The organism is Methylobacterium organophilum (assembly GCF_022533465.1).
Taxonomy (GTDB): Bacteria; Pseudomonadota; Alphaproteobacteria; order Rhizobiales; family Beijerinckiaceae; genus Methylobacterium; species Methylobacterium organophilum.
Genome location: NZ_CP092848.1, coordinates 1,295,357 through 1,322,222 on the forward strand (window position 1 = coordinate 1,295,357; position 26,866 = coordinate 1,322,222).

Annotated in this window: 27 protein-coding genes; 21 read left to right on the forward strand and 6 right to left on the reverse strand. The window is 73.1% G+C overall.

The genetic code is table 11. From position 1 onward, the window contains the following. Positions 1-170: 170 nt before the first annotated feature. A complete protein-coding gene (locus MMB17_RS05955; RefSeq protein WP_241101421.1) occupies positions 171-515 on the forward strand; it encodes a winged helix-turn-helix domain-containing protein in 345 nt (114 codons plus the stop codon). Positions 516-600: 85 nt separating this feature from the next. Here MMB17_RS05955 and MMB17_RS05960 read toward each other — a convergent pair whose 3' ends face one another. Next, positions 601-831 (reverse strand): hypothetical protein, encoded by a 231-nt coding sequence (locus tag MMB17_RS05960; RefSeq protein ID WP_238309561.1) that lies wholly within the window; start codon positions 829-831, stop codon positions 601-603. A gap of 263 nt (positions 832-1,094) precedes the next feature. Between MMB17_RS05960 and MMB17_RS05965 the strand changes: the two genes are divergently transcribed. From MMB17_RS05965 to MMB17_RS05995, 7 genes are all read left to right on the forward strand, one after another. Further along, positions 1,095-2,693, forward strand: coding sequence for a gamma-glutamyltransferase family protein (locus tag MMB17_RS05965; protein ID WP_241101422.1), 1,599 nt, complete (start codon positions 1,095-1,097; stop codon positions 2,691-2,693). Positions 2,694-2,700: 7 nt separating this feature from the next. Then, complete coding sequence (locus MMB17_RS05970) at positions 2,701-3,573, forward strand: class I SAM-dependent methyltransferase (protein WP_241101423.1); 873 nt, start codon at positions 2,701-2,703, stop codon at positions 3,571-3,573. Positions 3,574-3,641: 68 nt separating this feature from the next. Then, positions 3,642-4,928, forward strand: a complete 1,287-nt coding sequence (gene oxlT, locus MMB17_RS05975) for an oxalate/formate MFS antiporter (protein WP_241101424.1) — start codon at positions 3,642-3,644, stop codon at positions 4,926-4,928. Positions 4,929-5,019: 91 nt separating this feature from the next. Further along, positions 5,020-6,270, forward strand: coding sequence for a precorrin-6y C5,15-methyltransferase (decarboxylating) subunit CbiE (gene cbiE / locus MMB17_RS05980; RefSeq protein WP_241101425.1), 1,251 nt, complete (start codon positions 5,020-5,022; stop codon positions 6,268-6,270). Next, positions 6,249-6,671: a cobalamin biosynthesis protein gene (locus MMB17_RS05985; RefSeq protein WP_241101426.1), complete on the forward strand. Its 423-nt coding sequence runs from the start codon at positions 6,249-6,251 to the stop codon at positions 6,669-6,671. The genes cbiE and MMB17_RS05985 overlap by 22 nt, the downstream gene beginning before the upstream one ends. 9 nt (positions 6,672-6,680) lie before the next feature. After that, complete coding sequence (gene cobM / locus MMB17_RS05990) at positions 6,681-7,469, forward strand: precorrin-4 C(11)-methyltransferase (RefSeq protein ID WP_241101427.1); 789 nt, start codon at positions 6,681-6,683, stop codon at positions 7,467-7,469. Beyond that, complete coding sequence (locus MMB17_RS05995; protein ID WP_241101428.1) at positions 7,466-8,785, forward strand: cobyrinic acid a,c-diamide synthase CobB; 1,320 nt, start codon at positions 7,466-7,468, stop codon at positions 8,783-8,785. Before cobM ends, MMB17_RS05995 begins: the two co-directional genes overlap by 4 nt. Before the next feature lie 110 nt (positions 8,786-8,895). Here the strand turns inward: MMB17_RS05995 and MMB17_RS06000 are convergent, their stop codons facing one another. Next, on the reverse strand, positions 8,896-9,327 hold the full coding sequence (locus tag MMB17_RS06000) for a helix-turn-helix domain-containing protein (RefSeq protein WP_241102130.1): 432 nt from the start codon (positions 9,325-9,327) through the stop codon (positions 8,896-8,898). Positions 9,328-9,681: 354 nt separating this feature from the next. Between MMB17_RS06000 and hmuQ the strand changes: the two genes are divergently transcribed. Further along, on the forward strand, positions 9,682-10,014 hold the full coding sequence (gene hmuQ / locus MMB17_RS06005; RefSeq protein ID WP_241101429.1) for a heme-degrading protein HmuQ: 333 nt from the start codon (positions 9,682-9,684) through the stop codon (positions 10,012-10,014). A gap of 10 nt (positions 10,015-10,024) precedes the next feature. On the opposite strand, the gene MMB17_RS06010 is transcribed toward hmuQ, so the two are convergent. Then, positions 10,025-11,275, reverse strand: coding sequence for an MFS transporter (locus MMB17_RS06010; RefSeq protein WP_241101430.1), 1,251 nt, complete (start codon positions 11,273-11,275; stop codon positions 10,025-10,027). Between the two features lie 262 nt (positions 11,276-11,537). On the opposite strand from MMB17_RS06010, the gene MMB17_RS06015 reads away from it, so the two are divergent. From MMB17_RS06015 to MMB17_RS06030, 4 genes are all read left to right on the forward strand, one after another. After that, positions 11,538-13,043, forward strand: a complete 1,506-nt coding sequence (locus MMB17_RS06015; RefSeq protein WP_241101431.1) for an exopolysaccharide biosynthesis polyprenyl glycosylphosphotransferase — start codon at positions 11,538-11,540, stop codon at positions 13,041-13,043. Positions 13,044-13,193: 150 nt separating this feature from the next. After that, entirely contained in the window at positions 13,194-13,874 is a 681-nt protein-coding gene (gene tsaB / locus MMB17_RS06020) for a tRNA (adenosine(37)-N6)-threonylcarbamoyltransferase complex dimerization subunit type 1 TsaB (RefSeq protein WP_238309550.1), read from the forward strand. Continuing rightward, entirely contained in the window at positions 13,871-14,392 is a 522-nt protein-coding gene (locus MMB17_RS06025) for a GNAT family N-acetyltransferase (RefSeq protein WP_238309549.1), read from the forward strand. The genes tsaB and MMB17_RS06025 overlap by 4 nt, the downstream gene beginning before the upstream one ends. A 20-nt stretch (positions 14,393-14,412) precedes the next feature. Then, complete coding sequence (locus tag MMB17_RS06030; protein ID WP_241101432.1) at positions 14,413-15,288, forward strand: lysophospholipid acyltransferase family protein; 876 nt, start codon at positions 14,413-14,415, stop codon at positions 15,286-15,288. Here the strand turns inward: MMB17_RS06030 and MMB17_RS06035 are convergent, their stop codons facing one another. Then, positions 15,289-15,732 (reverse strand): MEKHLA domain-containing protein, encoded by a 444-nt coding sequence (locus MMB17_RS06035; protein WP_241101433.1) that lies wholly within the window; start codon positions 15,730-15,732, stop codon positions 15,289-15,291. Between the two features lie 143 nt (positions 15,733-15,875). Between MMB17_RS06035 and miaB the strand changes: the two genes are divergently transcribed. The 8 genes from miaB to MMB17_RS06075 are packed head-to-tail and all read left to right on the forward strand — an operon-like array spanning position 15,876 to position 24,808. Next, positions 15,876-17,216 carry a tRNA (N6-isopentenyl adenosine(37)-C2)-methylthiotransferase MiaB gene (gene miaB / locus MMB17_RS06040; RefSeq protein WP_238309546.1) on the forward strand — a complete coding sequence of 447 codons (1,341 nt, stop codon included), beginning with the start codon at positions 15,876-15,878 and terminating at the stop codon, positions 17,214-17,216. 37 nt (positions 17,217-17,253) lie between these two features. Beyond that, positions 17,254-18,360 carry a PhoH family protein gene (locus tag MMB17_RS06045; RefSeq protein WP_420847339.1) on the forward strand — a complete coding sequence of 369 codons (1,107 nt, stop codon included), beginning with the start codon at positions 17,254-17,256 and terminating at the stop codon, positions 18,358-18,360. 5 nt (positions 18,361-18,365) lie between these two features. After that, on the forward strand, positions 18,366-18,851 hold the full coding sequence (gene ybeY / locus MMB17_RS06050) for an rRNA maturation RNase YbeY (protein WP_241101434.1): 486 nt from the start codon (positions 18,366-18,368) through the stop codon (positions 18,849-18,851). A gap of 54 nt (positions 18,852-18,905) precedes the next feature. Beyond that, complete coding sequence (locus MMB17_RS06055; protein WP_241101435.1) at positions 18,906-20,042, forward strand: hemolysin family protein; 1,137 nt, start codon at positions 18,906-18,908, stop codon at positions 20,040-20,042. 8 nt (positions 20,043-20,050) lie between these two features. Further along, positions 20,051-21,727, forward strand: a complete 1,677-nt coding sequence (gene lnt, locus MMB17_RS06060; RefSeq protein WP_241101436.1) for an apolipoprotein N-acyltransferase — start codon at positions 20,051-20,053, stop codon at positions 21,725-21,727. Continuing rightward, positions 21,724-22,905 carry an MFS transporter gene (locus MMB17_RS06065; protein ID WP_241101437.1) on the forward strand — a complete coding sequence of 394 codons (1,182 nt, stop codon included), beginning with the start codon at positions 21,724-21,726 and terminating at the stop codon, positions 22,903-22,905. The genes lnt and MMB17_RS06065 overlap by 4 nt, the downstream gene beginning before the upstream one ends. A gap of 52 nt (positions 22,906-22,957) precedes the next feature. Further along, positions 22,958-24,214 carry a lytic murein transglycosylase gene (locus tag MMB17_RS06070; protein ID WP_241101438.1) on the forward strand — a complete coding sequence of 419 codons (1,257 nt, stop codon included), beginning with the start codon at positions 22,958-22,960 and terminating at the stop codon, positions 24,212-24,214. A 9-nt stretch (positions 24,215-24,223) separates the two neighbouring features. Continuing rightward, positions 24,224-24,808 carry an NAD(P)H-dependent oxidoreductase gene (locus MMB17_RS06075; RefSeq protein ID WP_241101439.1) on the forward strand — a complete coding sequence of 195 codons (585 nt, stop codon included), beginning with the start codon at positions 24,224-24,226 and terminating at the stop codon, positions 24,806-24,808. Between the two features lie 6 nt (positions 24,809-24,814). Here the strand turns inward: MMB17_RS06075 and MMB17_RS06080 are convergent, their stop codons facing one another. Both MMB17_RS06080 and MMB17_RS06085 read right to left on the reverse strand, forming a co-directional pair. Beyond that, entirely contained in the window at positions 24,815-25,207 is a 393-nt protein-coding gene (locus MMB17_RS06080) for a GFA family protein (protein ID WP_241101440.1), read from the reverse strand. A 158-nt stretch (positions 25,208-25,365) separates the two neighbouring features. Further along, entirely contained in the window at positions 25,366-26,709 is a 1,344-nt protein-coding gene (locus tag MMB17_RS06085; protein WP_238309538.1) for a dicarboxylate/amino acid:cation symporter, read from the reverse strand. Between the last annotated feature and the right edge of the window lie 157 nt (positions 26,710-26,866).

Genomic DNA, 26,866 nt, shown 5'->3' on the forward strand with positions numbered 1-26,866 from the left:
ACCAGGATCTCCCCGGCGCCGCTATGTGCGTCCAGACATGGCGATGGCTCGAGGCGAGGGGGGAAGCGGAGCCGGGCTTTTCGCCTCCGGCCCTGCGGCGGGCGGCCCGGATCGTGTAGAGTCAGCGGCGAGCGGGAGCGGGCCGGGACCCGCGAGGGGAGGAGGGACGGTTGGCGCATCTGAGCATCCGCATCGATCTCGCGCCGGGCCTTCGCCTGGGGCCGGGCAAGGTGCAGCTCCTCGAGGCGGTGGCCGAGCACGGCTCGATCTCGGCGGCCGGCCGGGCCCTCGGCATGTCCTATCGCCGGGCCTGGCTGCTGATCGAGGAGATGAATAAGGGCTTCGCCGAGCCGGTGGTCGAGGCGCAGATCGGCGGCAAGGCCGGGGGCGGGGCGCGGCTCTCCCCCTTCGGGGCCGATGTCGTCGCCCATTACCGGGCGATCGAGCGTGCCGCCGAGAAGGCCGCCTCCCCCTTCCTGGCCCGGTTGGCGCCGGGCGGGGCGCCAGGAGGCTGAACGGGCGCTTCTCGCGCCCCAACCGCCACGGGAACATCGGCTCCCGAACCGGATCGCGCTCTTGGAAACGAGGGAACGCTGCGGCCTAGCCGCCGGCGAGCCCGTCCGCGAAATCGTCGGGCACGTCGCCGAAGGCGCCGAGGATCGCGGCGATGCTGCCGTCCTCCGGCGCGACTTCGAGGGCGACCGCGCCGGACAGCCGACCGGCCAGGGCCTCCGCCTGGCGCAGGGCATCGGCCTGGCTCGTCGCGTCGCGCCGCAGCGTGGCGACGAGACGCCCCGACACATGCTCGAACGCCTGGACCACGAAGCTCATCCGAAGCTCATCCCCTGCCCGCTCCTCCCGCCGGGGGCCGTCGCCGGACCCCTACGCCAAGCGCGTGTGCCAAGCCCATGGAACCTGGCCCATGCAACCGACGCGTGGGCGCATCCCGTCGCGGCAGGATATAGGGCGTTGCCGCGGACTCCGCCGTGGGGAAAGAGCCGGCCTTGCCGCCTCGCGCCCCGCATGGTCCTGATCCTGCCTGCGAGATCGGCCCGGCGGACCCAGCCCGGCGCGATGAGAGAAGCGAAAGGCGCATGCCCGAGACCCCCGTCTATGCCGCCGCGGCCGTCGCCGCGCCCCACCGCCTCGCCGCCCAGGCCGGCCAGAGCGTCCTCGCCCAGGGCGGCAACGCCATCGAGGCGATGATCGCCATGGCCGCCGCCATCGCGGTGGTCTACCCGCACATGAACGGCATCGGCGGCGACGGCTTCTGGCTGATCCGCGCCCCGAACGGCCGGGTCCGGGGCATCGAGGCTTGCGGGCCGGCGGGGTCCGAAGCCAGCATCGCCCGCTACCGGGAGAAGGGTTACGACGCGATCCCCTCCCGCGGGCCGGATGCGGCGCTCACCGTGGCGGGCACCGTCGGGGGCTGGCAGCTGGCCCTGGACCTCGCCCGGGCTTTGGGCGGCCGGCTGCCCCGCGACCTGCTGCTGGCGGATGCGGTGCGGTTTGCGCGGGAGGGCTGCGCCGTGTCGCCCTCCGAGGCGCGCTATGTGCCCCAGGCACTTGATACCCTCCACGACGCGCCGAACTTCGGAGCCACCTATCTCCGGGACGGGAAGCCCTGCCCCGAGGGGACGCTCCGGCGCCAGCCGCTCCTCGCCGCGACCCTGGAGCAGCTCGCCCATGCCGGCTTCGAGGATTTCTACCGCGGCGATCTCGGCCGCGAGATCGCCGCCGACCTTCAGCGCCTCGGCGCGCCGGTCACCCGGGCCGATCTCGAAGCCTACCGTCCGCGGGAGCGGGCGCCCCTGTCCCTGAGGCGGCGCGACGCCACCCTCTACAACTTCCCGCCCCCGACCCAGGGGCTCGCCGCGCTCCTGATCCTCGGCCTGTTCGACCGGCTGAACGTGGCCCGGGCCGAGAGCGCCGCGCATTACCACGGCCTGATCGAGGCGACGAAGCGCGCCTTCGCCATCCGCGACCGGGTCGTGACCGATTTCGACCGGCTGCGCGTGGACCCCGCGAGCTTCCTCACCCCGGACCGCCTCGCCCGCGAGGCGGCGGCGATCCGCATGGACCGGGCCGCCCCGGTGCCCCTGCGCGATCCCGGCCACGGCGACACCGTCTGGATGGGCGCCATCGACAAGGACGGCCTCGCCGTCTCCTTCATCCAGTCGGTCTATTGGGAATACGGCTCGGGCACGGTGCTGCCGCAGACCGGCATCTGCTGGCAGAACCGGGGCATGTCCTTCTCCCTGGACCCGAACGCGGTGAACCCGCTGGAGCCGGGGCGCCGGCCGTTCCACACCCTGATCCCGGCGCTCGCCGCCTTCGACGACGGGCGGATCATGGCCTACGGCTCCATGGGCGGGGACGGGCAGCCGCAATTCCAGGCGCAGATCTTTTCCCGCTACGCCGATTACGGGATGTCGGTGGCCGATGCGGTCGACGCGCCGCGCCTGCTCTACGGCCGGACCTGGGGCGCGGAATCGCTCACGGTGAAGGTCGAGGACCGCTTCGATCCGGCCTGCATCGCGGCCCTGCGCGGCATGGGCCACGAGATCGAGGAGCTCGGCGGGGCCTATATCGACAGCCTCGGCCATGCCGGCATGCTGGTGCGGCACGCGCAGAACGGCCGCATCGAGGCGGTGCACGATCCGCGTTCGGATGGCGGCTCGGAAGGGCTCTGAGGCGGGGATGGGCGCGGCGAGCGACCAGGCGGCCTACTGGAACGGCGAGGCCGGGGCGCGCTGGGCGCGCCACCAAGCCATCCTCGACGCCGCCTTCGCCCCGCTCACCGCGGCCCTGATCGAGGCCGCGTCTCCCCGGCCGGGGGAACGCGTCCTCGATATCGGCTGCGGGGCCGGCGAGAGCGCCCTGCAGGCCGCGGCCCGCATCGGCGCGTCGGGGCGGGTCACGGCGGTCGACGTGTCGGCGCCGCTGCTCGCGGTGGCGGCCGCGCGGGCGCGGCCCGCCGGCGGCGCGCCCATCGCCTGGATCGAGGCGGATGCCGCGCGCCATCCCTTCGGCGCGGGGGCCTTCGACTGCGCCCTGTCGCGCTTCGGCGTGATGTTCTTCGAGGAATCCGGGCCCGCCTTCGCCCATCTGCGCGGCGCCCTGGCGGAGAAGGGGCGTCTCGCCTTCCTGTGCTGGCGCGGCCTGCCGGAGAATCCCTGGGTCTCCGTGCCCTGGGCGGCGGTGCGCGCCCTGCTGCCGCCGGAGGCACGGACCCTGTCCTCCGGCGGGGACGAGCCGGGACCCTTCCGCTTCGCGGCGAGCGGGACCCTGCCCGCGCTCCTGGCGGAGGCCGGCTTCCGGGACATCGCCGAGCGGCCCCTCGACCGGCGCCTGCCCCTCGGGCGGGCCGCGGACGGCGACACGGCGGCGGCCGTCGCCGCGGCGACGGACTTCCTCCTCGAACTCGGCCCGGTGGCCGGACATCTGCGCGCGCAGGTGCCTGAAATGCGGGCAGAGGCCCGGGCGGCCATCGCCGAGGCCCTGCATCCGCATGCGGTGGGGGGCGAGGCCGGCCTCGGTGCCGGGTGCTGGTTGGTGACGGCGACGCGCTGACGATCATTGCGTGCATTCCCCCGGTGGCACCACCTTTGCGTATGCGAAGGGGCCACGAGGAGTGCATCATGTATTCAGGTTCCGCGCGCACCCGCTGGGTGCAGCTCCTGCTCGGATTGATCGTCATGATGACGATCTCCAGCCCGCAATATGTCTGGACGCTGTTCGTGAAGCCGCTCCAGGGCAGCACCGGCGGCACGCTCGCCCAGGTGCAGGTCACCTTCACGATCCTGATCGTGCTCCAGACCTTCTTCTCTCCGGTCCAGGGCTGGCTGATCGAGCGCTTCAGCGCCAAGGGCATGATCGCGCTGGGCGCCGCCCTGAGCGGGCTCGGCTGGGTCGCGGCCTCGCAGGTCACCAGCCTCACCGGCCTCTATGCGAGCTACGGCCTGCTCTGCGGCCTCGGCACCGGCATCGTCTATGTCGGCATCGTCGGCCTGATGGTGCGCTGGTTCCCCGACCGCCGGGGCTTCGCCGCGGGTATCGTCGCCGCCGGCTACGGCATGGGCGCCATCGCCACCACCTTCCCGATCTCCGACAGGATCGCCGCCTCGGGCTACCGGGACACGCTGCTCGTGTTCGGCCTGATCCTCGGCGCCATCGGCGTGGTCGCCGCCCTCGGCCTGCGCGCCCCGAGGCCGGGCGAGACCCCGGAGATCCCGGCGGACAAGGTGGCGAGCGCCGCCCGCGACGTGGCCCCCGGCCCGATGCTGCGCACGCCGCTGTTCTGGCTGATGTTCGCGATGATGGCGATGATGTCGACCGGCGGCCTGATGGTCGTGGCCCAGTTCGCCGCCTTCGCCAAGGAATTCGGCGTGGCCGATGCCCTGGTCTTCGGTTTCGCGGCGCTGCCCTTCGCCCTGACCTTCGACCGGATCACCAACGGCCTGACCCGGCCCTTCTTCGGCTGGGTCTCCGACCATGTCGGCCGCGAGACCACCATGGCGGTGGCCTTCGCCCTGGAGGCGGGCGCGATCTGCCTGCTGCTCGCCTTCCGCGAGAACGCCTACGCCTTCGCCCTGCTCTCGGGCGTGGTGTTCTTCGCCTGGGGCGAGATCTTCTCCCTGTTCCCCTCGACGCTCACCGACACCTTCGGCACGAAGCACGCCACCACCAATTACGGCTTCCTCTACATGGCCCAGGGCGTGGGCTCGCTCCTCGGCGGTCCGGTGGCGGCTCTGATCCACGATGCGGCCGGCAGCTGGATCCCGGTCTTCTCCATCGCCATCGGCCTCGACCTGGCGACGGCGGCGCTCGCCTGGTTCGTGCTGCGACCGGCCCGCCGCGCCTATCTCGGCCGCCCCGGCCCGGCGGTGCCCGCCGGCCTGAACGCCCTCGCGACCAAGGCCGCCTGAGGGACGTCCCGACCGGGATTGCCGCTGGCCAAGCGGAGATCCTGCGCGTAGCTGGAACGCATCCCGATGCGTTCCAGCACCTTTTTTCGCGATGCCTCATGACACGGGCGAGGCCCGGACCTTCGCCGCGCCGAACGCGCCCTGGCTCACCATCGTCGGCATCGGCGAGGACGGCCGGGCCGGTCTGTCGCCGGCGGCCGCCGCCGCCCTCGACGCGGCGGAGATCGTCTGGGGCGGGCGGCGCCATCTCGCCCTCGCCGCGCCCTTTTCCGCCGAGGCGCGGGCCTGGCCGAGCCCGATCGCCCAGGCCTATCCCGAGATCCTGGCCCGGCGCGGCCGGCCGACCTGCCTGCTCGCCACCGGCGATCCCTTCCATTACGGCATCGGCGCCGAGATCGCCCGGCTGGTGCCGGCGGCCGAGATCCGGGCCTTTCCGCAGCCCTCCGCCTTCAGCCTCGCCGCCGCCCGCCTCGGCTGGCCGCTCGCCGAGACCGCCTGCCTGACCCTGCACGGCCGGGCGCTGACGCGGATCGTGCCCCATCTCCAGCCGGGCGCCCGCCTGCTGGTGCTCTCCTGGGACGGGAGCACGCCGGCCGCCGTCGCCGCCCTCCTCGTCGCCCGGGGATTGGGCGCCTCGCGCCTCACTGTGCTCGAAGCCATGAACGGGCCGGCCGAGCGCGTGTTGTCCGCCCCTGCCGAGGGCTTCGGACAGCCGGAGGTGGCCGCCCTCAACACCCTCGCCGTCGAGGTGGTGGCGGGGGCCGGAGCCCGGATCCTGAGCCTGAGCCCCGGCCTCGACGACGACTGGTTCGAGAATGACGGCCAGCTCACCAAGGCCGAGATCCGCGCCGTGACCCTGGCCGCCCTGCGCCCCCGCGCCGGGCAGCGGCTCTGGGACGTGGGCGCGGGGGCGGGCTCGGTCTCGATTGAGTGGTGCCTGCGCCATCCCGCCAACATGGCCCTCGCCATCGAGGCGCGGCCGGAGCGGGCCGCGCGGATCGCGCGCAACGCCGACGCCCTCGGCGTGGGCGAACGGGTGCGGATCGTCGAAGGCCCGGCGCCGGACGCGCTCATCGGCCTGCCCGGGCCGGAGGCCGTCTTCGTCGGCGGCGGCGTCTCGGTGCCCGGATTGCTCGACGCCTGCGCCGCGGCGCTCCCGGTGGGGGGCCGCTTCGTGGCCAATGCCGTGACCCTGGAGGGCGAGGCCGCCCTGCTCGCCGCCTTCGCCGAGAGGGGCGGCGACCTGCGCCGCCTCTCCGTCGCCCGCGCCGCCCCGGTCGGCGGGCTGCAGGCCTGGCGCGCGGCGATGCCGGTGACGCAATGGGCCTGGACGAAGCCGTGACCGCGGGGCCGGGCCGCCTCGTCGCCGGGTTCGGCTTCCGCCACGCGGCGGAGCCGGACGAGATCCTGGCCCTGGTCCAGGCGGCCCTCGACGCGGTCGGGCACCCGGTCGCGGCGCTCGCCGCCCTCGCCACCGCCGCGGACCGGGCGGGCGAGAGCCCCATCCGCGAGGCCGCCGCCCGGCTCGCCCTGCCCCTGCGGGGGATCGCCTCCGAGGCCCTGCGGGCGGCCGATGCGCGGGTGGTCACCCGCTCGGCCCGGATGGCGGCGGAACGCGGCATCGGCTCCCTGGCGGAGGCGGCGGCGCTCGCCGCCTGCGGCCCGACGAGCCGGCTGCTGCTGCCGCGGATCGCGGGGCCGCGGGTCACCTGCGCCCTCGCGGTTTCCCGTGAAACACCGTAAGCGACGGCCATGACCGTTCATTTCGTCGGCGCCGGTCCCGGTGCCGCGGACCTCGTCACCGTGCGGGGCCGCGACCTCATCGCCCGCTGTCCCGTCTGCCTGCATGCGGGCTCGCTGGTCGCGCCGGAGATCCTGTCCTGGTGCCCGGCGGGCGCGCGCATCGTCGACACCGCCCCCCTCGACCTCGACGCGATCGTCGCGGAGATGGTCGCCGCGCACGAGGCCGGGCTCGACGTGGCGCGCCTGCATTCCGGCGACCTCTCGGTCTGGAGCGCGCTCGCCGAGCAGACCCGGCGGCTCGACGCCCTCGGCATCCCCTATACGGTGACGCCGGGCGTGCCCTCCTTCGCCGCGGCCGCGGCCGTGCTCGGGCGGGAGCTGACCGTGCCGGGCCTCGCCCAATCCGTCGTCCTCACCCGCACCTCCGGCCGGGCGAGCCCGATGCCGGAGCGCGAGACCCTCGCCGCCTTCGCCGCGAGCGGGGCGACCCTGGCGATCCATCTCTCGATCCACGTGATCGAGCGGGTGGCCGAGGAGCTGACGCCTTTCTACGGCGCCGATTGCCCCGTCGCCGTGGTGTTCCGCGCCACCTGGCCCGACGAGCGGGTGCTGAACGGCCGCCTCGCCACCATCGCCGAAGCCGTGCGTGCGGCCCGGCTCGAACGCACGGCGCTGATCCTGGTCGGGCCGGCGCTCGCGCCCCGGGATTTCCGCGAGAGCGCCCTCTACGCCCCCGATTACGACCGGCGCTTCCGCCCCGGCGCGGGGGCGGCCGCCGCGGGGAGCGCGGAGGCATGAGGCCGCCCGGCCTGCTCGTCGCCGCGCCGCGTTCGAGCTCCGGCAAGACCACGGTCAGCCTCGCCTTGATGCGGGCGCTCAGCCGCCGCGGCCTCGCGGTGGGGGCGGCGAAATGCGGGCCGGACTATATCGACCCCGCCTTCCACGCGGCGGCGACCGGCCGGCCGAGCGTCAATCTCGACAGCTTCGCCATGCCCGACGCCCTGCTCGACGCCACCGCCGGCCTCGCCTGCGCCGGGGCCGACCTCGTCGTGGCGGAAGGCTCCATGGGGCTGCATGACGGCGTCGTGGCCGGCGAGGGCCGGTCGGGGGCCAATGCCGACATCGCCGCCCGCTTCGGCTGGCCGGTGATCCTCGTCCTCGACGTGTCCGGCGCCGCGCAATCGGCCGCCGCCGTGGCTTTGGGCTGCGCCCGCTACGATCCCCGGATCCGGGTGGCGGGGGTGATCCTCAACAAGGTCGCGAGCCCGCGCCACCGCCGCCTCGTCGAGGCGGGGCTCGCCCGCATCGGCCTGCCCGTGCTCGGCGTGCTGCTGCGCGATGCCGGCCTCGTCCTGCCGGAGCGGCATCTCGGCCTCGTCCAGGCCGGGGAGACGCAGGATCTCGTCGCCCGCCTCGACCGCCTGGCCGATCTGGCGGAGGCCTCGATCGATCTCGACGCGGTGGTGGCCGCCGCCGCCGGTCAGGTGAGGCCGGGCGCGGGGCGACTGCCCGCCCCGCCGGCCCAGCGCATCGCCGTGGCGCAGGACGCCGCCTTCTCCTTCCTCTATCCGCATCTGGTCGCCGGCTGGCGCGCCGCCGGGGCGGAGCTGGTGCCGTTCTCGCCGCTCGCCGACGAGGGGCCGGACCCGGGCTGCGACCTGTGCTGGCTGCCCGGCGGCTATCCGGAACTCCATGCCGGGCGCCTCGCCGCCGCGACGCGCTTCCTCGACGGCCTGCGCGCCTTCGCCCGCTCCAGGCCCGTCCATGGGGAATGCGGCGGCTACATGGTGCTGGGCGAGAGCCTGGAGGATGCCGAGGGCACCCTGCACCCCATGGCCGGGCTGCTCCCGGTGGCGACCTCCTATGCCAAGCGCCGCCTGCATCTCGGCTACCGCGTGGCGCGGCTTCTCGAGGACGGCGTGCTCGGCCCGGCCGGCGCCCGGCTCGTCGGTCACGAATTCCACTACGCCGCGGAGACGAGCCCCGCCCCCGACGCGCGCAGCGGCCTCGCCGCGGTCGCGGATGCGGAGGGCACGCCCCTCGGCCATGCCGGGCACCGCCGGGGCCTCGTCACGGGAAGCTTCTTCCACCTGATCGCGGGCGACCCGCCCTGAGGCCGCGCCTGCCCCGCCCGGGACCCTGAACGGCATCGGCCCGGACGCGTGGTTCGCACGCGTCCGGGCCGAGGCTTGGTCCCGGCTTCCGCCGGTTCCGGCAGGGACGCTCAGGCCCCGGCCGGAACCTCTTCCTCGGCGACGGCCGTGACGCCGGCGCGGCTGCGGTCGAGCCGGGCCGCGGTGCGCACGATCGCGAGGACGTCCCGCCGCAGCTGGTCGTCCTCGATCGAGGCGAAGGCCCGCAGGAGATCCACCGCGCCATGGGCGCGCAGGAAGCCGAACACGTCCTCCTGCTCGCTGCTGTCCGCGCGGCCGTTCTCCTCGAAGAAGGCGGAGACGGGGACCTCCAGAAGGCGGGCAATCTCGCGCAGGCGACCGGCGCCGACACGGTTCTGGCCCTTCTCGTATTTCTGGACCTGCTGGAAAGTCACGCCGACAGCCGCGCCGAGCGCTGTCTGACTTAAACCCCGAGCCTTGCGCAAAGCGGTGATGCGCAGGCCGACGAGACGATCAACATCCGTAGTTTGTTTGGGCATTATACCGACGATCCGGTCCTTCCATGCCGATGCATGCCGACCCAAGGACCTTGGCCGGCATGTATGCATCCCCCCAACATTGACATCCCGGGTCGCGCCGGTTTTGCCAGCGTGGCGCGAGTCGTTTCGACCGAACGATGCCTTTGCATCCTCGTCTAAGGTTGCGTTGTCAACGGGTTTACATTGCTTAAGGACCAAGTGCAGGTGACAGAGCGCCTGCCAGGATAAAGTTTTCGTTGTGTGTTGCGAACAGGCCAGCCGGCATCCGTGCGGCGTTGCGCGCGGTTTCGGGCGCGCCGGCCCCGTGGTTTAGGCTCCGCCCCGGCGGGGGGCGTACCCCGGCATCGGAGGAACCGTATGTTCATCGCTATGAACCGCTTCAAGGTCGTCAAAGAGTCGGCGGCGGACTTCGAGAAAGTTTGGCTCGGCCGCGACAGCCGGCTCGGGGAGATGGACGGCTTCGTCGCGTTCCACCTCCTGCGCGGTCCCGAGGCGGAGGACCACGTCCTGTATGCCTCGCATACGGTCTGGCGGTCGCGGAGCGACTTCGAGGCGTGGACGCGCTCCGAGCAGTTTCGGCAGGCCCATGGCCGCGTGCCGGGCACCAAGCCGCTCTATCTCGGCCACCCGCAATTCGAGGGCTTCGAGGCGATCCAGACCGTCGCCGCCCCCGGGACGGAGGCGCCCTGAAACCCGCCGCTCAGCGCAGGCGCGGCAGGAAGGCGGCGAGCAGCCCCAGGGCGGGCAGCCAGGCGCAGAGGGCGTAGACGGTCTCGATGCTGGTGTGGTCGGCAAGCTCCCCCAGCACCGCCGCGCCGAGGCCGCCCATGCCGAAGGCGAAGCCGAAGAACAGCCCGCCCACGAGGCCGATCCGGCCCGGCAGCAGCTCCTGGGCGTAGACCAGGATCGCCGGCATCGCCGAGGCCAGGATCAGCCCGATCGGCACGGTGAGCGCCACGGTCCAGAACAGGTTGGCGTAGGGCAAGGCCAGGGTGAAGGGCAGCACGCCGACGATCGAGCCCCAGATCACCACCTTGCGGCCGAAGCGGTCGCCGACCGGGCCGCCCAGAAGCGTGCCGGCGGCGACCGCCCCCAGGAACACGAACAGGTAGACCTGCGAGAGCGCGACCGGCACGCCGAAGCGGTGGATCAGGTAGAAGGTGAAGTACGACGAGAAGCTCGCCATGTAGAAGTACTTCGAGAAGATCAGCGCCAGCAGGATGGCGATGGTCGCGCCGATGCGGGCCCGGCTCGGGCGCGGGCCCATGGCGGCGGCGGCGCGCCCGGGCGTCCGCCGGCCGGGGCGCAGGCTCCCCGCATACCAGCGCCCGACCCCCGCGAGCACGAGGATGCCCGCGAGCGCCGCGAAGCAGAACCAGGCGACGCTGCCCTGGCCGTGCGGCACCACCACGAAGGCCGCGAGCAGCGGCCCTAGGGCGGTGCCGGCATTCCCCCCGACCTGGAACACCGACTGGGCGAGCCCGTAGCGGCCGCCGGAGGCGAGGCGGGCCACCCGGGTCGCCTCCGGATGGAACACCGCCGAGCCGAGCCCGATCAGGCAGGCCGCGCCGAGCAGGGCGCCGTAGGAGGGGGCGATCGAGAGCAGGGCGAGGCCGGCGAGCGACACCGCCATGCCGATCGCCAGGGAATAGGGCATCGGCTTGCGGTCGGTGGCGAGCCCGATCAGGGGCTGGAGCACCGAGGCCGTCACCTGGAAGCAGAAGGTGATCAGGCCGATCTGTCCGAAATCGAGCCGGAAGGCGGTCTTGAGCACCGGGTAGATCGCCGGCAGCAGCGACTGGAGCAGGTCGTTGAGCAGATGCGACAGGCTCAACCCGAACAGCACCGCATAGGCCGGCGCCGCGCCGGCCTTGACGGGGGGTGGCGCCGTCACGGGAGCCTGGTCGAGGACGTCGGCCTCGAGGGCGGGGTTGTCCGCGCTGCGATCCATGGCGTGTCCGATGTCCCGTCTCGATCCCGTGCCGCCGCGGGCCGGGCTCCGGCTGTGGCATTCCCCCGAAGACCCCGCAAGGGACGGCCCGTCCACAGGAACAGCCATGCCGTCCGCGTCATGGCCCCCTGCCGGAACCGAAATCGCCGTGACCGAGACACGGGTCCACGGTTTGCGCTGAGGCGGGCGGATCTCGATGGGACAGGTGCGTCTGTGCCAAATCGGGACCAAGCTTGACCCATGGCGGTATGGCGTGATCACGATGTTTCAGGACCCTGTCCCGGAAGCCTACCGGAACGTCGATCCTCAGGCGCCGCGCCGACGCTCGGTCTGGGCGGCGCTGCTGCCGAGCCGCGGCCGCACCCTGGTCCGGCTCGGCATCGCCTCCGCCCTGGCCGGGGCCGACGCCGCCGCGATCGTCGCCTCGGGCCTTCTCATCGAGTTCTTCTACTTCTTCGCCTATGCCGGGGAGATGCCGCCGCTCTCGACGAGCCTCGCCCTGCGCCTGTCCGGGCTGCTCGCCGGGATCGTGCTCGTCACCAACCTCGTGCGCGAGGAATACAGCATCGAGAACTACCTCTCGCGGGCGCCCCACCTGCGCCGCCTCGCCACCCTGTGGCTGCTGGCCTGGGCCGGGGCGCTGGTGATCGGTTTCGCGACCAAGACCACGAGCGACTTCTCCCGCCTCGCGACCGCAACCTTCTTCGGGGCCGGCCTGCTGAGCCTGCTGGTCGTGCGCGCCGGCATGGTCGCCCTCGTGCGCTACGGCGTCACCCCGGCCTCCGCCTCGGCGAGCCGGGTCCATCTCGTCGGCTACGAGGAGGACATCACCGATTTCTACGAGAACAACGCGGTCTCCGAGCTCGGCCTGCGGGTGATCGGCACGAGCTACCTGCGCCGTCCCGAGCCGGGCAGCGACCGGCCGAGCCGCGAGGCGCTCCTCTCGGAGGATCTCGACCTCGCCGTCTCGGTGGTGCGCTTCCTGCGGCCGGACGACGTCTTCGTGCTGGTGCCCTGGACCGAGACGGCGGATGTGGAGCGCTGCATCGACGCCTTCCTGCGGGTGCCCGCCGCCCTGCACCTGCGCCCGGGCACCATGCTCGACCGCTTCCCCGACCTCCAGGTCGCCCGCGTCGGCCGGCTCTCCGGCATCAATATCGGCCGGCGCCCGCTCAATCTCGGCGAGATCCTGCTGAAGCGGGCCTTCGACCTCGTCCTGGCGACGACCGCCCTCGTCCTGCTCGCCCCGATGCTCATCGCCATCGCCGTGCTGATCAGGATCGACAGCCCCGGCCCGGTCTTCTTCCGGCAGCGCCGCTACGGCTTCAACCAGCAGGCCTTCGGCGTCTTCAAGTTCCGCAGCATGAAGGTGCATGCGGAGGCGGGATTCCGGCAGGCGACCCGCAACGACGACCGCATCACCCGCATCGGCGCCATGCTGCGCCGGACGAATCTCGACGAGCTGCCCCAGCTCCTGAACGTGCTCATCGGCGACATGTCCCTGGTCGGGCCGCGCCCCCACGCCCTCGCCCACGACCGCAGCTTCGAGCGGCGCATCGCCCTCTACGCCCGGCGCCACAACGTGAAGCCCGGCATCACCGGCTGGGCCCAGGTGAACGGCTTCCGCGGCGAGACCCTGACCGACGCCGACATGGAGAAGCGCGTCCAGGCCGACCTGCACTACATCGACAACTGGTCGATCTGGCTCGACCTCAAGATCATCCTCCAGACGGTGATCTCGCCCCGGGCCTACCGGAACGCCTTCTGACCTCGGCCGGGGAAGGACGCAGCTCCGCAACACTTCCCCGGCAATTGCGGACGGGAACGGCCGCGCCGCGCTGACGGGACGGCCTTTTTCGGCTTAGAAAGGCGCGGATCGGGCACCTTTCCCGGCGCCCCACCGCGAACCGGAGCGACCTTGCGCATCCTCGCCATCGATACGGCGCTCGACGCCTGCTCCGTCTGCGTCGCCCGCGACGACAGCGACGACCTCGACGCCGAGGAGACGATGACCCTCGCCCGCGGCCATGCGGAGGCGCTGCTGCCGATGGTCGAGCGGGTGATGGCGCGGATCGAGGGGGGCTTCGACGGCCTCGCCCGCGTCGCCGTGACCGTGGGGCCCGGCAGCTATACCGGCCTGCGCGTCGGCCTCTCCGCCGCCCGGGCGATCGGGCTCGCCACCGGGCTCCCGGTGGTCGGCGTGACCACCCTCTCGGCGCTGCTCGCCCCCCAGCTCGCCCTCAACGGCGACGGCCTGGTGGCCGCCGCCATCGATGCCCGGCACGGGGCGATCTACCTCCAGGCGATGAGCATCGCCGGCGGCGTCACGGTCTCGCCGCGCCACGTCCGGGTCGAGGAGGCGGTGCGCCTGCTCGAAGGGCGGCCGGTCACCGTGGTCGGCTCCGGCGCCCCGGCCCTCGCCGCGGCGATCGAGGCGGCGGGCGGCGCGGCCACCCTCGGCGAGACCGGGCCGCCGCCGATCGCCTGGGTTGCCTCCCTCGGGCTCGTCGCCGACCCCGCCCACGCCCTGCCCCGGCCCCTCTACCTGCGCGGGCCGGACGCGCAGCCCCAGGACCATGCGAGGCTCGCCCGGCAATGACCCGCCCGCTCTCCCCGTTCTGGGCCCTCGAATACTGGACCGCCCTCTGGGATTCCTGGGGCTCGACCCCCTACGTGGCGCCGCTGCGCGACTCCGCCCAGGCCGGCGCCATGGCCCGGATCCACGCCACCGCCTTCGCCCGGCCCTGGGACCCGCACGAATTCGAGCGGATGCTGTGCGAGCGCTCCACCGAGGCCCATGGCCTGTGGCGGGCCGGGACCCTGCTGGGCTTCGCCCTCTCCCGCAAGGCGGCGGACGAGGCCGAGATCCTGACGATCGTGCTCAGCCCGGCCCTGCGCGGCGGGGGGCACAGCCGCCGGCTGCTGCGCGAGCACCTGACCGCCCTGACCTTCGCCGGGATCCGCACGGTGCATCTCGAGGTGGACGAGGGCAACGCCCCCGCCCTGAGGCTCTATGCCCGCCACGGCTTCGCCAAGGTCGGCGAGCGCACCGGCTACTACGCCCGGCCCGACGGCAGCCGGGCCACGGCGCTGACCATGAGCGCGTCCCTGTCGTGACCCTGGACGGCTGACGCGTCATGTCCCGCCTCGGCCTCGCCGCGCGGCTCGCGCTCTGTGCCCTGTTCTTCGCCCTGGTCGTCGGCCCGCACCTGCTGAGCCTGCGCTTCGGGCGCGGGCGCCTGGCGGCGCATATCCCGGTGCGTTTCCACCGGCTGTTCCTGCGGCTCTTCGCCGTGCGCGTGGAGCAGAGCGGCCTGCCCCCGGGGGCGGGCGAGCCGGCCCTGGTGCTGTCGAACCACGTCTCCTGGCTCGACATCGTGGTGCTCGGCGCCCTGCGCCCGCTCTCCTTCGTGGCGAAATCCGAGATCGCCGGCTGGCCGCTGATCGGCACCTGCGCCCGGCTCCAGCGCACGGTCTTCATCGAGCGGGCCAAGCGTGCCGCCACCGCGAGCGTCAACGCCACCGTGGGGCAGCGCCTCGCCGACGGCGACCTGATCGTGCTGTTCGCGGAGGGCACCACCGGGGACGGGCTGCGCCTCCTGCCCTTCCGCTCCTCCCTGGTCGGCGCGGCCCGGGCGGCGCTGGCCGCGGAAGAGGGCGGCCTGGAGCGGATCCGCCTGCAGCCCCTGGCGCTCGCCTATACCCGGCGCAACGGCATCCCCCTCACGCGCCTGGAGCGGCCGGAGATCGCTTGGTACGGCGACATGGAGCTCGCGCCCCATCTCGGCCTGTTCGCCACCCGCGGGCCGATCGACGTGCAGGTGATCTGGGGCGAGCCGATCGCCTTCGAGGCGGGCACCGACCGCAAGGTCGCCACCGCCCTGGCCGAGGCCTCCGTGCGGCGCGCCCTGAAGGAAGCGCTCGCCGGCCGGCCCCTGCCGCCCCTCGTGACGCCCGGCCGCGCCCCGTACGAGGATGCCGACGTCTCGGCGCCGGGCATCGCCGCGGTGTGATCAGACCGCGGCCGGCAGCGGGAAGGTCGCGGCCTGGCCCTGGATGCGGCCCTCCTCGTCGATCAGCTGCCAGACCGTGCCCCCCTTCAGGGCGAAGCGGCGGCCGTCCTTGCGCACCCGGATCCCGGCATAGCCGGTGACGAAGCCGTCGCGGGCGACCGCGTCGAGCAGGCGCTGGCGCTCGGCCCGGTCCGGCGCCTCCGCCGAAAGGCGCGAGGGCAGCCCGACGATCTCCTCCCGCGCATAGCCGAAGGCCGCCTGCGCCGCCCGGTTGGCGTAGACGAAGCGGGGATCGGCGCCCCCGTCATGGGCGAGCACCGCGAAGGGCGCGTCCGCATAGAGCCAGGCCGCGTCCGCCCCCTCCGGCGCGAGGGGGACGCCCACGAGGCGGCGATGGCTGCCGGTGAGCAGCGCGAAGAAATCCGGATCGGTCGAAAGGTCCATCGGCCTTCCTGGGGTGAGGATGCGCCCCGCGGCGACGGGCGCGCCAAAGCGTGCTATGGGCGCCTGTCAGATCTCCCGCGGGCCTGCAAGCCACTTGAGACAGGCCGGCGATGGCGGGGCGCCGGCGGCAGGGTACCGATCCGTTGAAGAAGGCCTTCGTCAAATCCTACGGCTGCCAGATGAACGCCTACGACGCCGCCCGCATGGCGGACGTGCTCGGCGCCGAGGGCTACGCCGCCACGGACCAGGTGGAGGAGGCCGACGTGGTCGTCCTCAACACCTGCCACATCCGCGAGAAGGCCGCCGAGAAGGTCTATTCGGAGCTCGGCCGCCTGCGCGTGCTCAAGGGTGAGCGGGCCGAGGCCGGGCGGGACACCCGCATCGTCGTGGCGGGCTGCGTCGCCCAGGCCGAGGGCGCCGAGATCCTGTCGCGGGCGCAGGGCGTCGACGTGGTGGTCGGCCCGCAGAGCTACCACCGCCTGCCGGCCCTGCTCGCCGCCTCCCGCGAGAAGCGGGTCGTCGACACGGATTTCCCCGTCGAGGACAAGTTCGACCACCTGCCCGCCCGCCGCAACCGCGGCGTCACCGGCTTCCTCACGGTGCAGGAGGGCTGCGACAAGTTCTGCGCCTTCTGCGTGGTGCCCTATACCCGCGGCGCCGAGGTCTCCCGCTCCGTGGCCGCGATCCGGGCCGAGGCCGAGGCGATGGTCGCCGCCGGCGTGCGCGAGATCACGCTGATCGGGCAGAACGTGAACGCCTATCACGGCGCGGGCGCGGACGGGGCGCCGGCGAGCCTCGCCGGCCTGATGGCGGAGCTCGGGCGGATCCCCGATCTCCTGCGCCTGCGCTACACCACGAGCCATCCCAACGACATGGCCGAGGACCTGATCGCCGCCCATGGAAGCGACCCGCTGCTGATGCCCTATCTGCACCTGCCCGTGCAGTCGGGCTCGGACCGGGTGCTGAAGGCGATGAACCGCAAGCATACCGGCGACCATTACCGCGCCCTGATCGCCCGCATCCGGGCGGCCCGGCCGGACATCGCCCTGTCCTCGGACTTCATCGTCGGTTTCCCCGGGGAGACCGAGGCCGAGTTCGAGGAGACGATGCGGCTCGTCGCCGATATCGGCTTCGCCTCCGCCTTCTCCTTCAAGTACAGCCCGCGCCCCGGCACCCCCGCCGCCGAGCGGGAGGACGCGGTGCCCGAGGCGGTCAAGAGCGAGCGCCTCGCCCGCCTGCAGGGCCTCCTCGACGCCCAGCGCCACGCCTTCAACGCGGCGACCGTGGGCAAGGTCGTGGAGGTGCTGGTCGAGAAGGCCGGGCGCCATCCCGGCCAGGTCGCCGGCAAGACGCCCCATCTCCAGGCGGTGCAGTTCGACGCGCCGCTCGCCGCCATCGGCACGCTGGTGCCGGTGCGCATCGTCCAGTCAGGCTCGAATTCGCTGTTCGGCGAGCGCGTCGCCGATGCGGCGCGGGCCGCCTGACCCCATATGAGGCCGATGACCTTGCAGGAACGCCCGTTTGCCGCCCGCTGACCTTCCCGGCCGCGCCGTGCAGCAGAGAACCCGGCCCGCGTCCGCGCGGCCCAGCGGGCTCGCCGAGACGGTCGAGGTCTCCCTGACCTTCGACGACAACCGGCTGGCGAGTCTCGTCTTCGGCCAGTACGACCAGAACGTCGCCCATATCGAGCGCCGCCTCGACGTGACCGCGACGGCGCTGGGCAACCACCTCGTGGTGAAGGGCCAGCCCGACGCCGCCGAGAAGGCGCGCCGGGTCTTCGAGCGGCTCTATGCCCGGGTGAAGCGCTCCGGCACCGTGCTGACCCTCGGCGACGTGGACGGGGTGATCCAGGAGGTCACCGTCCAGGGCAACCTGTTCCCCTCCGCCGAGATCGCCGCCGAGCCCGACCGGCCGCTCTTCGAGCAGATCGCCACCCGCAAGCGGGGCGCCGTGCGCGCCCGCAACGCGGCCCAGAGCGACTACATCAAGGCCCTGCGCGCCAACGAGCTCGTCTTCGCGGAAGGCCCGGCCGGCACCGGCAAGACCTGGCTGGCGGTCGGCCATGCGGTCTCCCTGCTGGAGCAGGGCCATGCCGAGCGGCTGATCCTGTCCCGCCCGGCGGTGGAGGCGGGCGAGCGCCTGGGCTTCCTGCCCGGCGACATGCGCGAGAAGGTCGATCCCTATCTGCGCCCGATCTACGACGCCCTCTACGATTTCATGGAGGCCCGCCACGTCGATCGCGGGCTCGAGACCGGCACGATCGAGATCGCGCCCCTGGCCTTCATGCGCGGGCGCACCCTCACCAACGCCGTGATCCTGCTCGACGAGGCGCAGAACACGACCTCCATGCAGATGAAGATGTTCCTCACCCGGCTCGGCGAGAACTCGCGGATGATCGTCACCGGCGATCCGAGCCAGATCGACCTGCCGCCGGGCCAGAAATCCGGCCTCGTCGAGGCGGTGGGCGTGCTCGACGGCGTCGAGGGCATCGGCCGCGTGCGCTTCCGCGACGTGGACGTGGTGCGCCACGACCTCGTGCGCCGCATCGTCTCGGCCTACGAGGCCGCCGCCCATGGCGAGGCGGAGGCCGACCGCAACCCGAATCCCCGCCGCCGACCCCTCGCCTGACGACGATGACCGACCACGAGATCGACATCGCCGTCGAGGACGCGCGCTGGGACGAGGCCGTGCCCGACCTCGAAGCCTTCGTGATCCGGGCCGTGGAGGCCGGGCTCGCGAGTCTGCCGGAGGCCGGGGGCGGCCCGGTCGAGGTCAGCGTGCTGCTGGCCGACGACGCCATCGTGCAGGGGCTCAACCGCACCTGGCGCGGCAAGGACAAGCCGACCAACGTGCTCTCCTTCCCCGCCGCGGAGCAGCCCCTGCAGCCGGGCATGGCCCGCCCCCTCGGCGACGTCGTTCTTGCTTATGACACGATGCTGCGCGAGAGTACGGAGCAGTCGAAGCCGCTCGAACACCACCTCGCCCATCTCCTCGTTCATGGCACCCTTCACCTTCTCGGACAGGACCATGAGACCGGTGAGGCCGAGGCCGACGCCATGGAGGCGCTCGAAATCGCGGCGCTCTCCACCCTCGGCATCCCGAACCCCTACGAGGAGTGATTCGGGCCGCGCGCTTCGACACGGGCAATCCCGCCTCACTGTTGAACGAGAGATATGACCAACGACCGAAGTCGTGGCGCGGCCCTGGCCGCGCCGGTTGCGGAAGGCGAGGGCCAGCCACGCGAGGCGTGGTATGACCGCCTTCTGAACGTCTTCCATCTGCGCCCGCGCGACACGCTGCGCACGGATATCGAGGATGCGCTGGCCGAGCCGGATGGCGGGGCCGAGTCGTTCTCGCCGCTGGAGCGGGCGATGCTCAAGAACGTCCTCGGCCTGCACAAGGTGCGGGTCGACGATGTCATGATCCCCCGCGCGGACATCACCGCGGTGGCCGTCGATACCAGCCTGGGCGACCTCCTGAAGCTGTTCCGCAGCGCCGGCCATTCGCGCCTGCCGGTCTATGGCGAGACGCTCGACGACCCCCGGGGCATGGTCCATATCCGCGACCTCGTCGAGTACATGGCCGCCAAGGCGGAGGCCGCGCCCCGCCGCGTGCCGGCGGCGAAGGCCGTCCCGGCCGAGGGCGCCCTCGCGGAGGAGAAGCCGGCCCCCCGCCCCCGCCGGGCGAGCAGCCGCGTGCCCCGCAGCCTCGATCTCGGCAAGGTCGACCTCTCGGTCACCCTGGCCTCCACCCGCATCCAGCGCCCGGTGCTGTTCGTGCCGCCCTCCATGCCGGCGATCGACCTGCTCGTGCGCATGCAGGCGACCCGCACCCACATGGCCCTCGTCATCGACGAGTATGGCGGCACCGACGGCCTGATCTCCATCGAGGACCTGATCGAGGTCGTGGTCGGCGACATCGAGGACGAGCACGACGTGGCCGAGGGCCGCCTCGTCAACCGCCTCGAGGGCGACGAGGAGGCCTATGTGGCCGATGCCCGCGCCGACCTCGCCGAGGTCTCCGAGGCGACCGGTGTCGACCTCGTCGCCGCCGCGGGCGAGATGGCCGAGGAGATCGACACGATCGGCGGTCTGATCGTGACGCTGGCCGGCCGCGTCCCCTCCCGGGGCGAGCTGATCGCCGGGCCGGGCGATCTCGAATTCGAGGTGCTCGACGCCGATCCGCGCCGGGTGAAGCGCGTGCGCCTGCAGAAGGGCCCGCTGAAGATCGACAACGTGGTGCCCCTGGCGCTGCCGGCGCCCGCGGCGCCGGCCCCCGCGCCGCAGCAGGCTGCCGAATCGGGACGCTGACCGCTGGCATGACGCCCGTGACTGTCGGCGCATCCGGCGCCGCCCCGCGCCCGGATGCGCCGACGCTCGGCCGTCTCCTCGCCGCGCCCGCCCGTTGGGTCGGGGCGCTGCGGGGCTGGCGGCGGCTCGCCCTCGCCTTTGTGGGCGGGGCCTCCGGCGCCCTGGCGATGCCGCCCTTCGGGTTCCTCCCGGCCCTCGTCCTCGCCCTGGCCCCCGCGATCTGGCTGCTCGACGGACTCGACGGGCGGCGCCCTCTCCGGCTGGCGGCGCTGATCGGCTGGGCCTGGGGCTTCGGTTTCTTCACCGCCGGGCTGTGGTGGCTCGGCGCCGCCTTCCTGGTGGAGGCGGAGGAATTCGCCTGGGCGATGCCGCTCGGCGTGCTCGGCCTGCCGGCGGTGCTCGGCCTGTTCACGGCCCTCGGCTTCGCCGCCGCCCGCCTGCTCTGGTCGCGCGGCGCGGCGCGCCTCGCCGCCCTGGCCTTCGGGCTCGCCGGCGCCGAGTGGCTGCGCGGCCACCTCTTCACCGGCTTTCCCTGGAACACCCTCGGCATGGCCCTGGGGAGCCATCTCTGGCCGATGCAGGCGGCCTCCCTCGTCGGCCTCTACGGGCTCACGGTGCTCGCCGTGCTGATCGCCGCCGCGCCGGCCACGCTCGCCACCGGCCCGGGCCGGCTCGCCCGCTTCGGCCCCTCCGCCGCGGCGCTGGGGGCGCTCGCGGCGCTGACCCTCTACGGCGCCTGGCGCGTGCCCGCCGCGCCCGACCCGACCGTGCCCGGGGTGCGGCTGCGGCTGATCCAGCCGAGCATCCCGCAGGACGCCAAGTTCCGGCCCGAGAACCGCGAGGGCATCGTCGACAAGTATCTGGAGCTCTCCGACCGGGCCGATGCGGAAGGGCGCGGCGGCCTGTCCCGGGCGACCCATGTGATCTGGCCGGAATCGGCCTTCCCCTTCCTGATCCAGCGCGATCCCGAGACGCTCGGGCGCATCGGTGCCGTGATCCCCCGCGGCACCCAGCTCATCACCGGCGCGGCCCGGGCGCAGGAGCCCCTGACCCGCGAGCACGCGGTGTTCTTCAACGCGATCCTGACGATCGCCCATGGCGGCACCTTCGGCGATTCCTACGACAAGGTGCATCTCGTGCCCTTCGGCGAGTACCTGCCGGGGCCGTTCGACGCGCTCCTGCGCGCGGTGGGGCTGCGCCAGTTCGTCTCCGTGCCGGGCGGCTTCACCCCCGGCGCCCGGGAGGGCCAGCGCATCCTCGACGTGCCGGGCCTGCCGCCGGTCGCCGCCGCGATCTGCTACGAGGCGATCTTCCCCGGCGCGATCCGGCCGCCCGCCCCCCCGGGCGGCGTGCAGAGGCCGCCGGGGCTGATCCTCAACCTCACCAACGACGCCTGGTTCGGCGACACCCCCGGCCCCCGCCAGCATTTCGCCCAGGCGCGGCTGCGGGCCGTGGAGGAGGGCCTGCCCCTGGTGCGCGACGCCAATAGCGGCATCTCCGCCGTGGTCGATGCCCATGGCCGCATCGTCGCCCGCCTGCCCCTCGGCGCCGAGGACGCCCTCGATTCCGACCTGCCCGCCCCCCTGCCCGGCGCCACCCTCTATGCCCGGGCGGGCGACCTTCCCTTCGCCCTGATGCTGGCCGCCTGCCTCGGCGGAGCGCTCGCCGGCCGCCGCCGCCCATGACCCGACCCGCTGCTTCCAAAGGCCGCCGCCTCGTCGTCGGCGCCGGGGTGATGCTCGTCGCCTTCAACCTGCGCCCGGCCCTGTCGAGCGTCGGGCCGCTGCTGACGAGCATCATCGGGCAGACGGGCCTGAGCGCGGGCGGGGCCGCCCTGCTCACCACCCTGCCGGTGCTCTGCCTCGGCCTCGCCGGAGCCCTCGGTCCCCTGGCGATCCGCCGGCTCGGCACGGAGGCCGGGGTGCTGGCGGGGCTTCTCGCCATCGCCGCGGGGCTGGCTCTGCGCGCCCTCGGCACCCTGCCCGCCCTGTTCCTCGGCGTGATCCTCGCGGGCCTCGGCATCGGGCTCGCCGGGGTGCTGGTGCCGGCCATCGTCAAGCGCGACTTCTCCCACGCCACCGGGCGGATGATGGGCCTGTTCACCATGACGCTCTGCCTGGGCGCCGCCTTCGGGGCGGGGTTCAGCGTGCCCCTGAGCGGGATTCTCGGCGGCTGGGCGCCCTCGCTCGCCGTCTGGAGCCTGCCCGCCCTGGCGGCCCTGCTGGCCTGGGCGCCCCTGACCCGCCTGCGGCCGGAGCCGCCGCTCCCGGCGCGCCGGCCCCTGGCGCTGCTGCGCGATCCCCTCGCCTGGCAGGTCACCGGCTTCATGGGCCTGCAATCCGCCCTGGCCTATGTGCAGTTCGGCTGGCTGCCTGCGCTCCTCGAAGGGCGCGGCCTCTCGGCCCTGGAGGCGGGCTACCTCGCCTCCGTCACCACCCTCGGCCAGGCCCCCGGCGCCCTGATCGTGGCCTCCCTGGCCGGGCGCGGGCGCGACCAGCGGGCCTGGGTGCTCGGCATCATCCTCGCCACGATGCTGCCCTTCCTCGTGCTCGCCTTCGGGCCGTCGTCCCTGCTCGTCCCGGCCGGCATCGTCTCCGGCTTCGGGGTCGGCGGCTGCTTCGGCCTCGGCCTGACCCTGATCGTCCTGCGCGCCCGCGACGCCGCCGGGGCCGGGGCGCTCTCGGCCATGGCCCAGGGCATCGGCTACGCCCTCGCCTCCCTCGGGCCCTTGAGCTTCGGCCTCGCCCACCAGGCGAGCGGCGGCTGGGGCTGGCCCTGCGCGCTCTATGTCGGCCTCGCCCTCGCCGCCCTGGCCTGCGGCCTGCCCGCCGGGCGCGACCGCTTCGTCGGCAAGCCGGCCTGACACGGGCAAGGGGCCGGTGCTAGGCTCGGGGGCGAGCAAGGCGGGGTGGTGGATGGGGCGCGGGTTTCGACGGGGCATCGCGGGGGCGGCCCTGCTGCTCGGGCTCGCTCCGGGTTGCGCCGCCGCCGAATCCGCCCCGTCCGATCCCGCGCTCCCCGCGGCCTCCTTCCCGGCCTGTTTCGGCGCGCTCGCAGCCCTGGCCCAGGCGCGGGGAATCTCCGAGGCGACCGTCTCCGCGCAGTTCGGCGCCTTGGCGCCCGATCCCGTGGTGCTGCCGGCCACGGGGGCGCAGGCGGAGTTCGTCCGCCCGCTCTGGGACTATCTCGACGCCAGCGTCACGCCGGAACGCATCGCCACCGGCCAGGCCAAGCTCGCCGAATGGGCCGAGGCGCTGGCGCGGATCGAGGCCGCCTACGGCGTCGACCGCCACGTCCTCGTGGCCTTCTGGGGCGTGGAATCGAATTTCGGCCGGGCGATCGCAGATCCGAAGGGTCTGCGCCCGGTGGTGCCGGCCCTCGCCACCCTGGCCTGCGGCGAGCCCGCCCGCGCCGCCACCTGGCGCGACGAGCTGATCGCGGCGCTCACCATCCTCGACCGGGGCGAGGCGCCGGCGGAGGGGCTGTTCGGCTCCTGGGCCGGGGCCATGGGCCACACCCAGTTCATGCCGACCGCCTATCTCCGCCACGCCGTGGATTTCGACGGCGACGGCCGGCGCGACATCTGGCACGCGGTGCCCGACGCCCTGGCCTCCACCGCCGACTTCCTCAAGGCGGCGGGCTGGCGGGCCCACGAAGGCTGGGGTCGGGAGGTGTCGCTGCCGGAGGGCTTCGACCACCGCCTCGCCGACGAGACGACGGAGCGCGTCTTTTCGGAATGGGCCGCCCTCGGCGTGAAGCCGGCCGGTCCCCTCCCCTTCCCCGAGGGCGCGAGGGCGGTGCTGCTGCTGCCCGCCGGGGCCAGGGGGCCGGCCTTCCTGCTGCAGCCGAACTTCAAGGTCATCCTGCGCTACAACACGGCGCTGGCCTACGCCCTCACCGTGGCCCATCTCGCGGACCGACTCGCCGGCGCGCCGGCCTTCGCGGCGCCCTGGCCGCGGGGGGACCGGATGCTGACGACGCCGGAGCGGCGCGAACTCCAGACGACGCTGGCCGTCCTCGGCTACGCGGTCGGCGCCGCCGACGGCAAGGTCGGCCCGAAGACCCGGGCGGCGATCCGCGCCTATCAGGAGAAGGCCGGCCTCACCCCGGACGGCTATGCCGAGCCGGGGCTCCTCGAAAAGATCCGGGCGGAACGCCCGGCTTCCCCGTAGGACGGCCCCATGCGCGTCCTCCTCGTCTATTGCCACCCGCGATCCGACAGCTACTGCGCCGCCCTGCGCGCGGCCGCGACCGCCGCCCTCGCCCGGGCGGGCCACGCCGTCGAGACGATCGACCTCTACGCGGACAACTTCGATCCGCGGCTGAGCGCGCCGGAGCGCGGCACCTATTTCGACGAGGATCGGGAGCGCCCCGACCTCGCTCTCCATATCGCCGCCCTGCGCCGGGCCGAGGTGCTGGTCCTCGTCTACCCGACCTGGTGGTTCGGCCTGCCGGCCATGCTGAAGGGCTGGATCGACCGGGTCTGGCTGCCCGGCATCGCCTTCTCCCTCGGGGGCGCCCGGGTGCTGCAACCGCGGCTCACCAACATCCGCCGGATCGTGGTGGTGACGACCTACGGCTCGCCGCGCTGGCTGCTCTGGCTCGTCGGCTGGCCGGACTGGCGGCTGTTCCGCTTCGGCATCCGCAGCCTCTGTGCCCCGGGCTGCCGGCTCGACTGGCTGAGCCTCACCGGCATGGACAAGGCGACGCCGACGGCCCGCGCCCGCTTCCTGGCGAAGGTGGACCGGCGGCTCTCGGCGCTCTGAAACGGCTCAGCCGGGAAACCGGTCGAAGGTCGGCAGGCGGTGGGCCTCCTCCATCCAGGCGATGCGCTCCGCCACCTGGATCTGGGCGGCCGGCGGGAGGGCCTCCGGGGTGTCGAGGGTGGCCGTCTGCACGTCGATCATGCCCGGCAGGGTCTGCTCGTTCACGTAGAACAGGCCGGTGCCGCAGTGGCCGCAGAAATGGCGCCGCCCGTGTTCGGAGGAGGCGTAGACCATGGGCTCGCCGGAGATCGTGACCTGCCCGGCCGGCACCATGGCCCAGCCGACCATCGGCGCGCCGGCATGGCGCCGGCAATCCGAGCAGTGGCACAGGGCATTATGCACCACCTCCGAGGACATTTCGTAGGTGATCGACCCGCAATGGCAGCGGCCCTTGAGCATCCGGCTTCCCCTCGATCGGATTCGCGCGGCGGGGAGGATACCGGCGCCGCGCGGCCCGGGAACAAGAAAACCGCGGCGGCCGGTTCCGGCTGCCGCGGTTTTCCCTCACCGGCGGGGCGGAGGAGACGAAACCCCGCCGGGAGTCGGATCGCCGGGGATCACTCCGCCGGTTGCAGGGCCGGGACCGGGGCGGCGATCTCCGCCGGCTTGCCGCCGAGCGCCGCGTGGAGCTTGGCCTCGTCGACCTCGCCCTCCCAGCGGGCGACCACGATGCAGGCCACCGCGTTGCCGATGAAGTTGGTGAGCGCCCGGCATTCCGACATGAAGCGGTCGATGCCGAGGATCAGCGCCATGCCGACGACCGGCACCGAGGGCACCACCGCGAGCGTCGCGGCGAGCGTGATGAAGCCTGAGCCGGTGACGCCGGCCGCGCCCTTCGAGGAGAGCATGGCGACGAGGAGCAGCAGGGCCTGCTCGCCCAGGGACAGGGGCGTGTCGGTGGCCTGGGCGATGAAGAGCGCCGCCATCGTCATGTAGATGTTGGTGCCGTCGAGGTTGAACGAGTAGCCGGTCGGCACCACGAGGCCGACGACGGGGCGCGAGCAGCCCGCGCGCTCCATCTTGTCGATGAGGGAGGGCAGCGCCGATTCCGACGACGAGGTGCCGAGCACCAGCAGCAGCTCCTCCTTGATGTAGCGGATGAGCTTGAGGATCGAGAAGCCGTTGTAGCGGGCGACCAGGCCGAGCACGCCGAGCACGAAGATCGCCGAGGTCAGGTAGAAGGCGCCGACCAGGTAGGCGAGGTTGGCGAGCGACGAGATCCCGTACTTACCGATGGTGAAGGCCATCGCGCCGAAGGCACCGATGGGAGCGACCTTCATGATGATGGCGACGACGCCGAAGATCGCCTCCGACAGCACCTTGATGATGTCCAGCACCGGCTTGCCGCGGTCGCCCATGAAGGCGAGGCCGAAGCCGAACAGCACCGAGAAGAACAGGACCTGAAGGATCTCCCCGCCCGCGAAGGCGCCGACCGCGGTGGTCGGGATGATGTTCATCAGGAAGTCGACGATGCTCTGCTCCTTGGCCTTGCCGGCATAGGTCGCGACCGCCTTGGGATCGAGCGACTTCGGATCGATGTGCAGGCCGTGGCCGGGCTGGAGCACGTTGGCCACGATCAGGCCGACGATGAGGGCGAGCGTCGAGAAGGTGAGGAAGTACAGGAGCGCCTTGCCGCCGACGCGGCCGACCTTCTCGAGATTGGTCATGCCGGCGATGCCGGAGACCACGGTGAGGAAGATCACCGGGGCGATGATCATCTTCACGAGCTTGATGAAGGCGTCGCCGAGCGGCTTCATCTCGGCGCCGAGCTGCGGGTAGAAATGGCCGAGCAGGACGCCGATCGCGACGGCGACGAGCACTTGGAAATAGAGCGTGCGGTAGAGGGGCTTCGGCGCGGGCGGGGCGTGCGGCGCGGTCAGCGGCGAGGGGACGGCAGCCATGGGGTCTCTCTCCCTGTCAGGCGGTGGATCGGTCCGCGGCTCGGTCGGCGGGCCCTTTTCGGGGCCGCGCCGCTGTCCGCTCTTGCTTTTGGCCTGTCGGCGCACAGCTCTGCGGTTGCGGCATGACTGTGCTTCGCCGACCGAATGGCAACCGGCA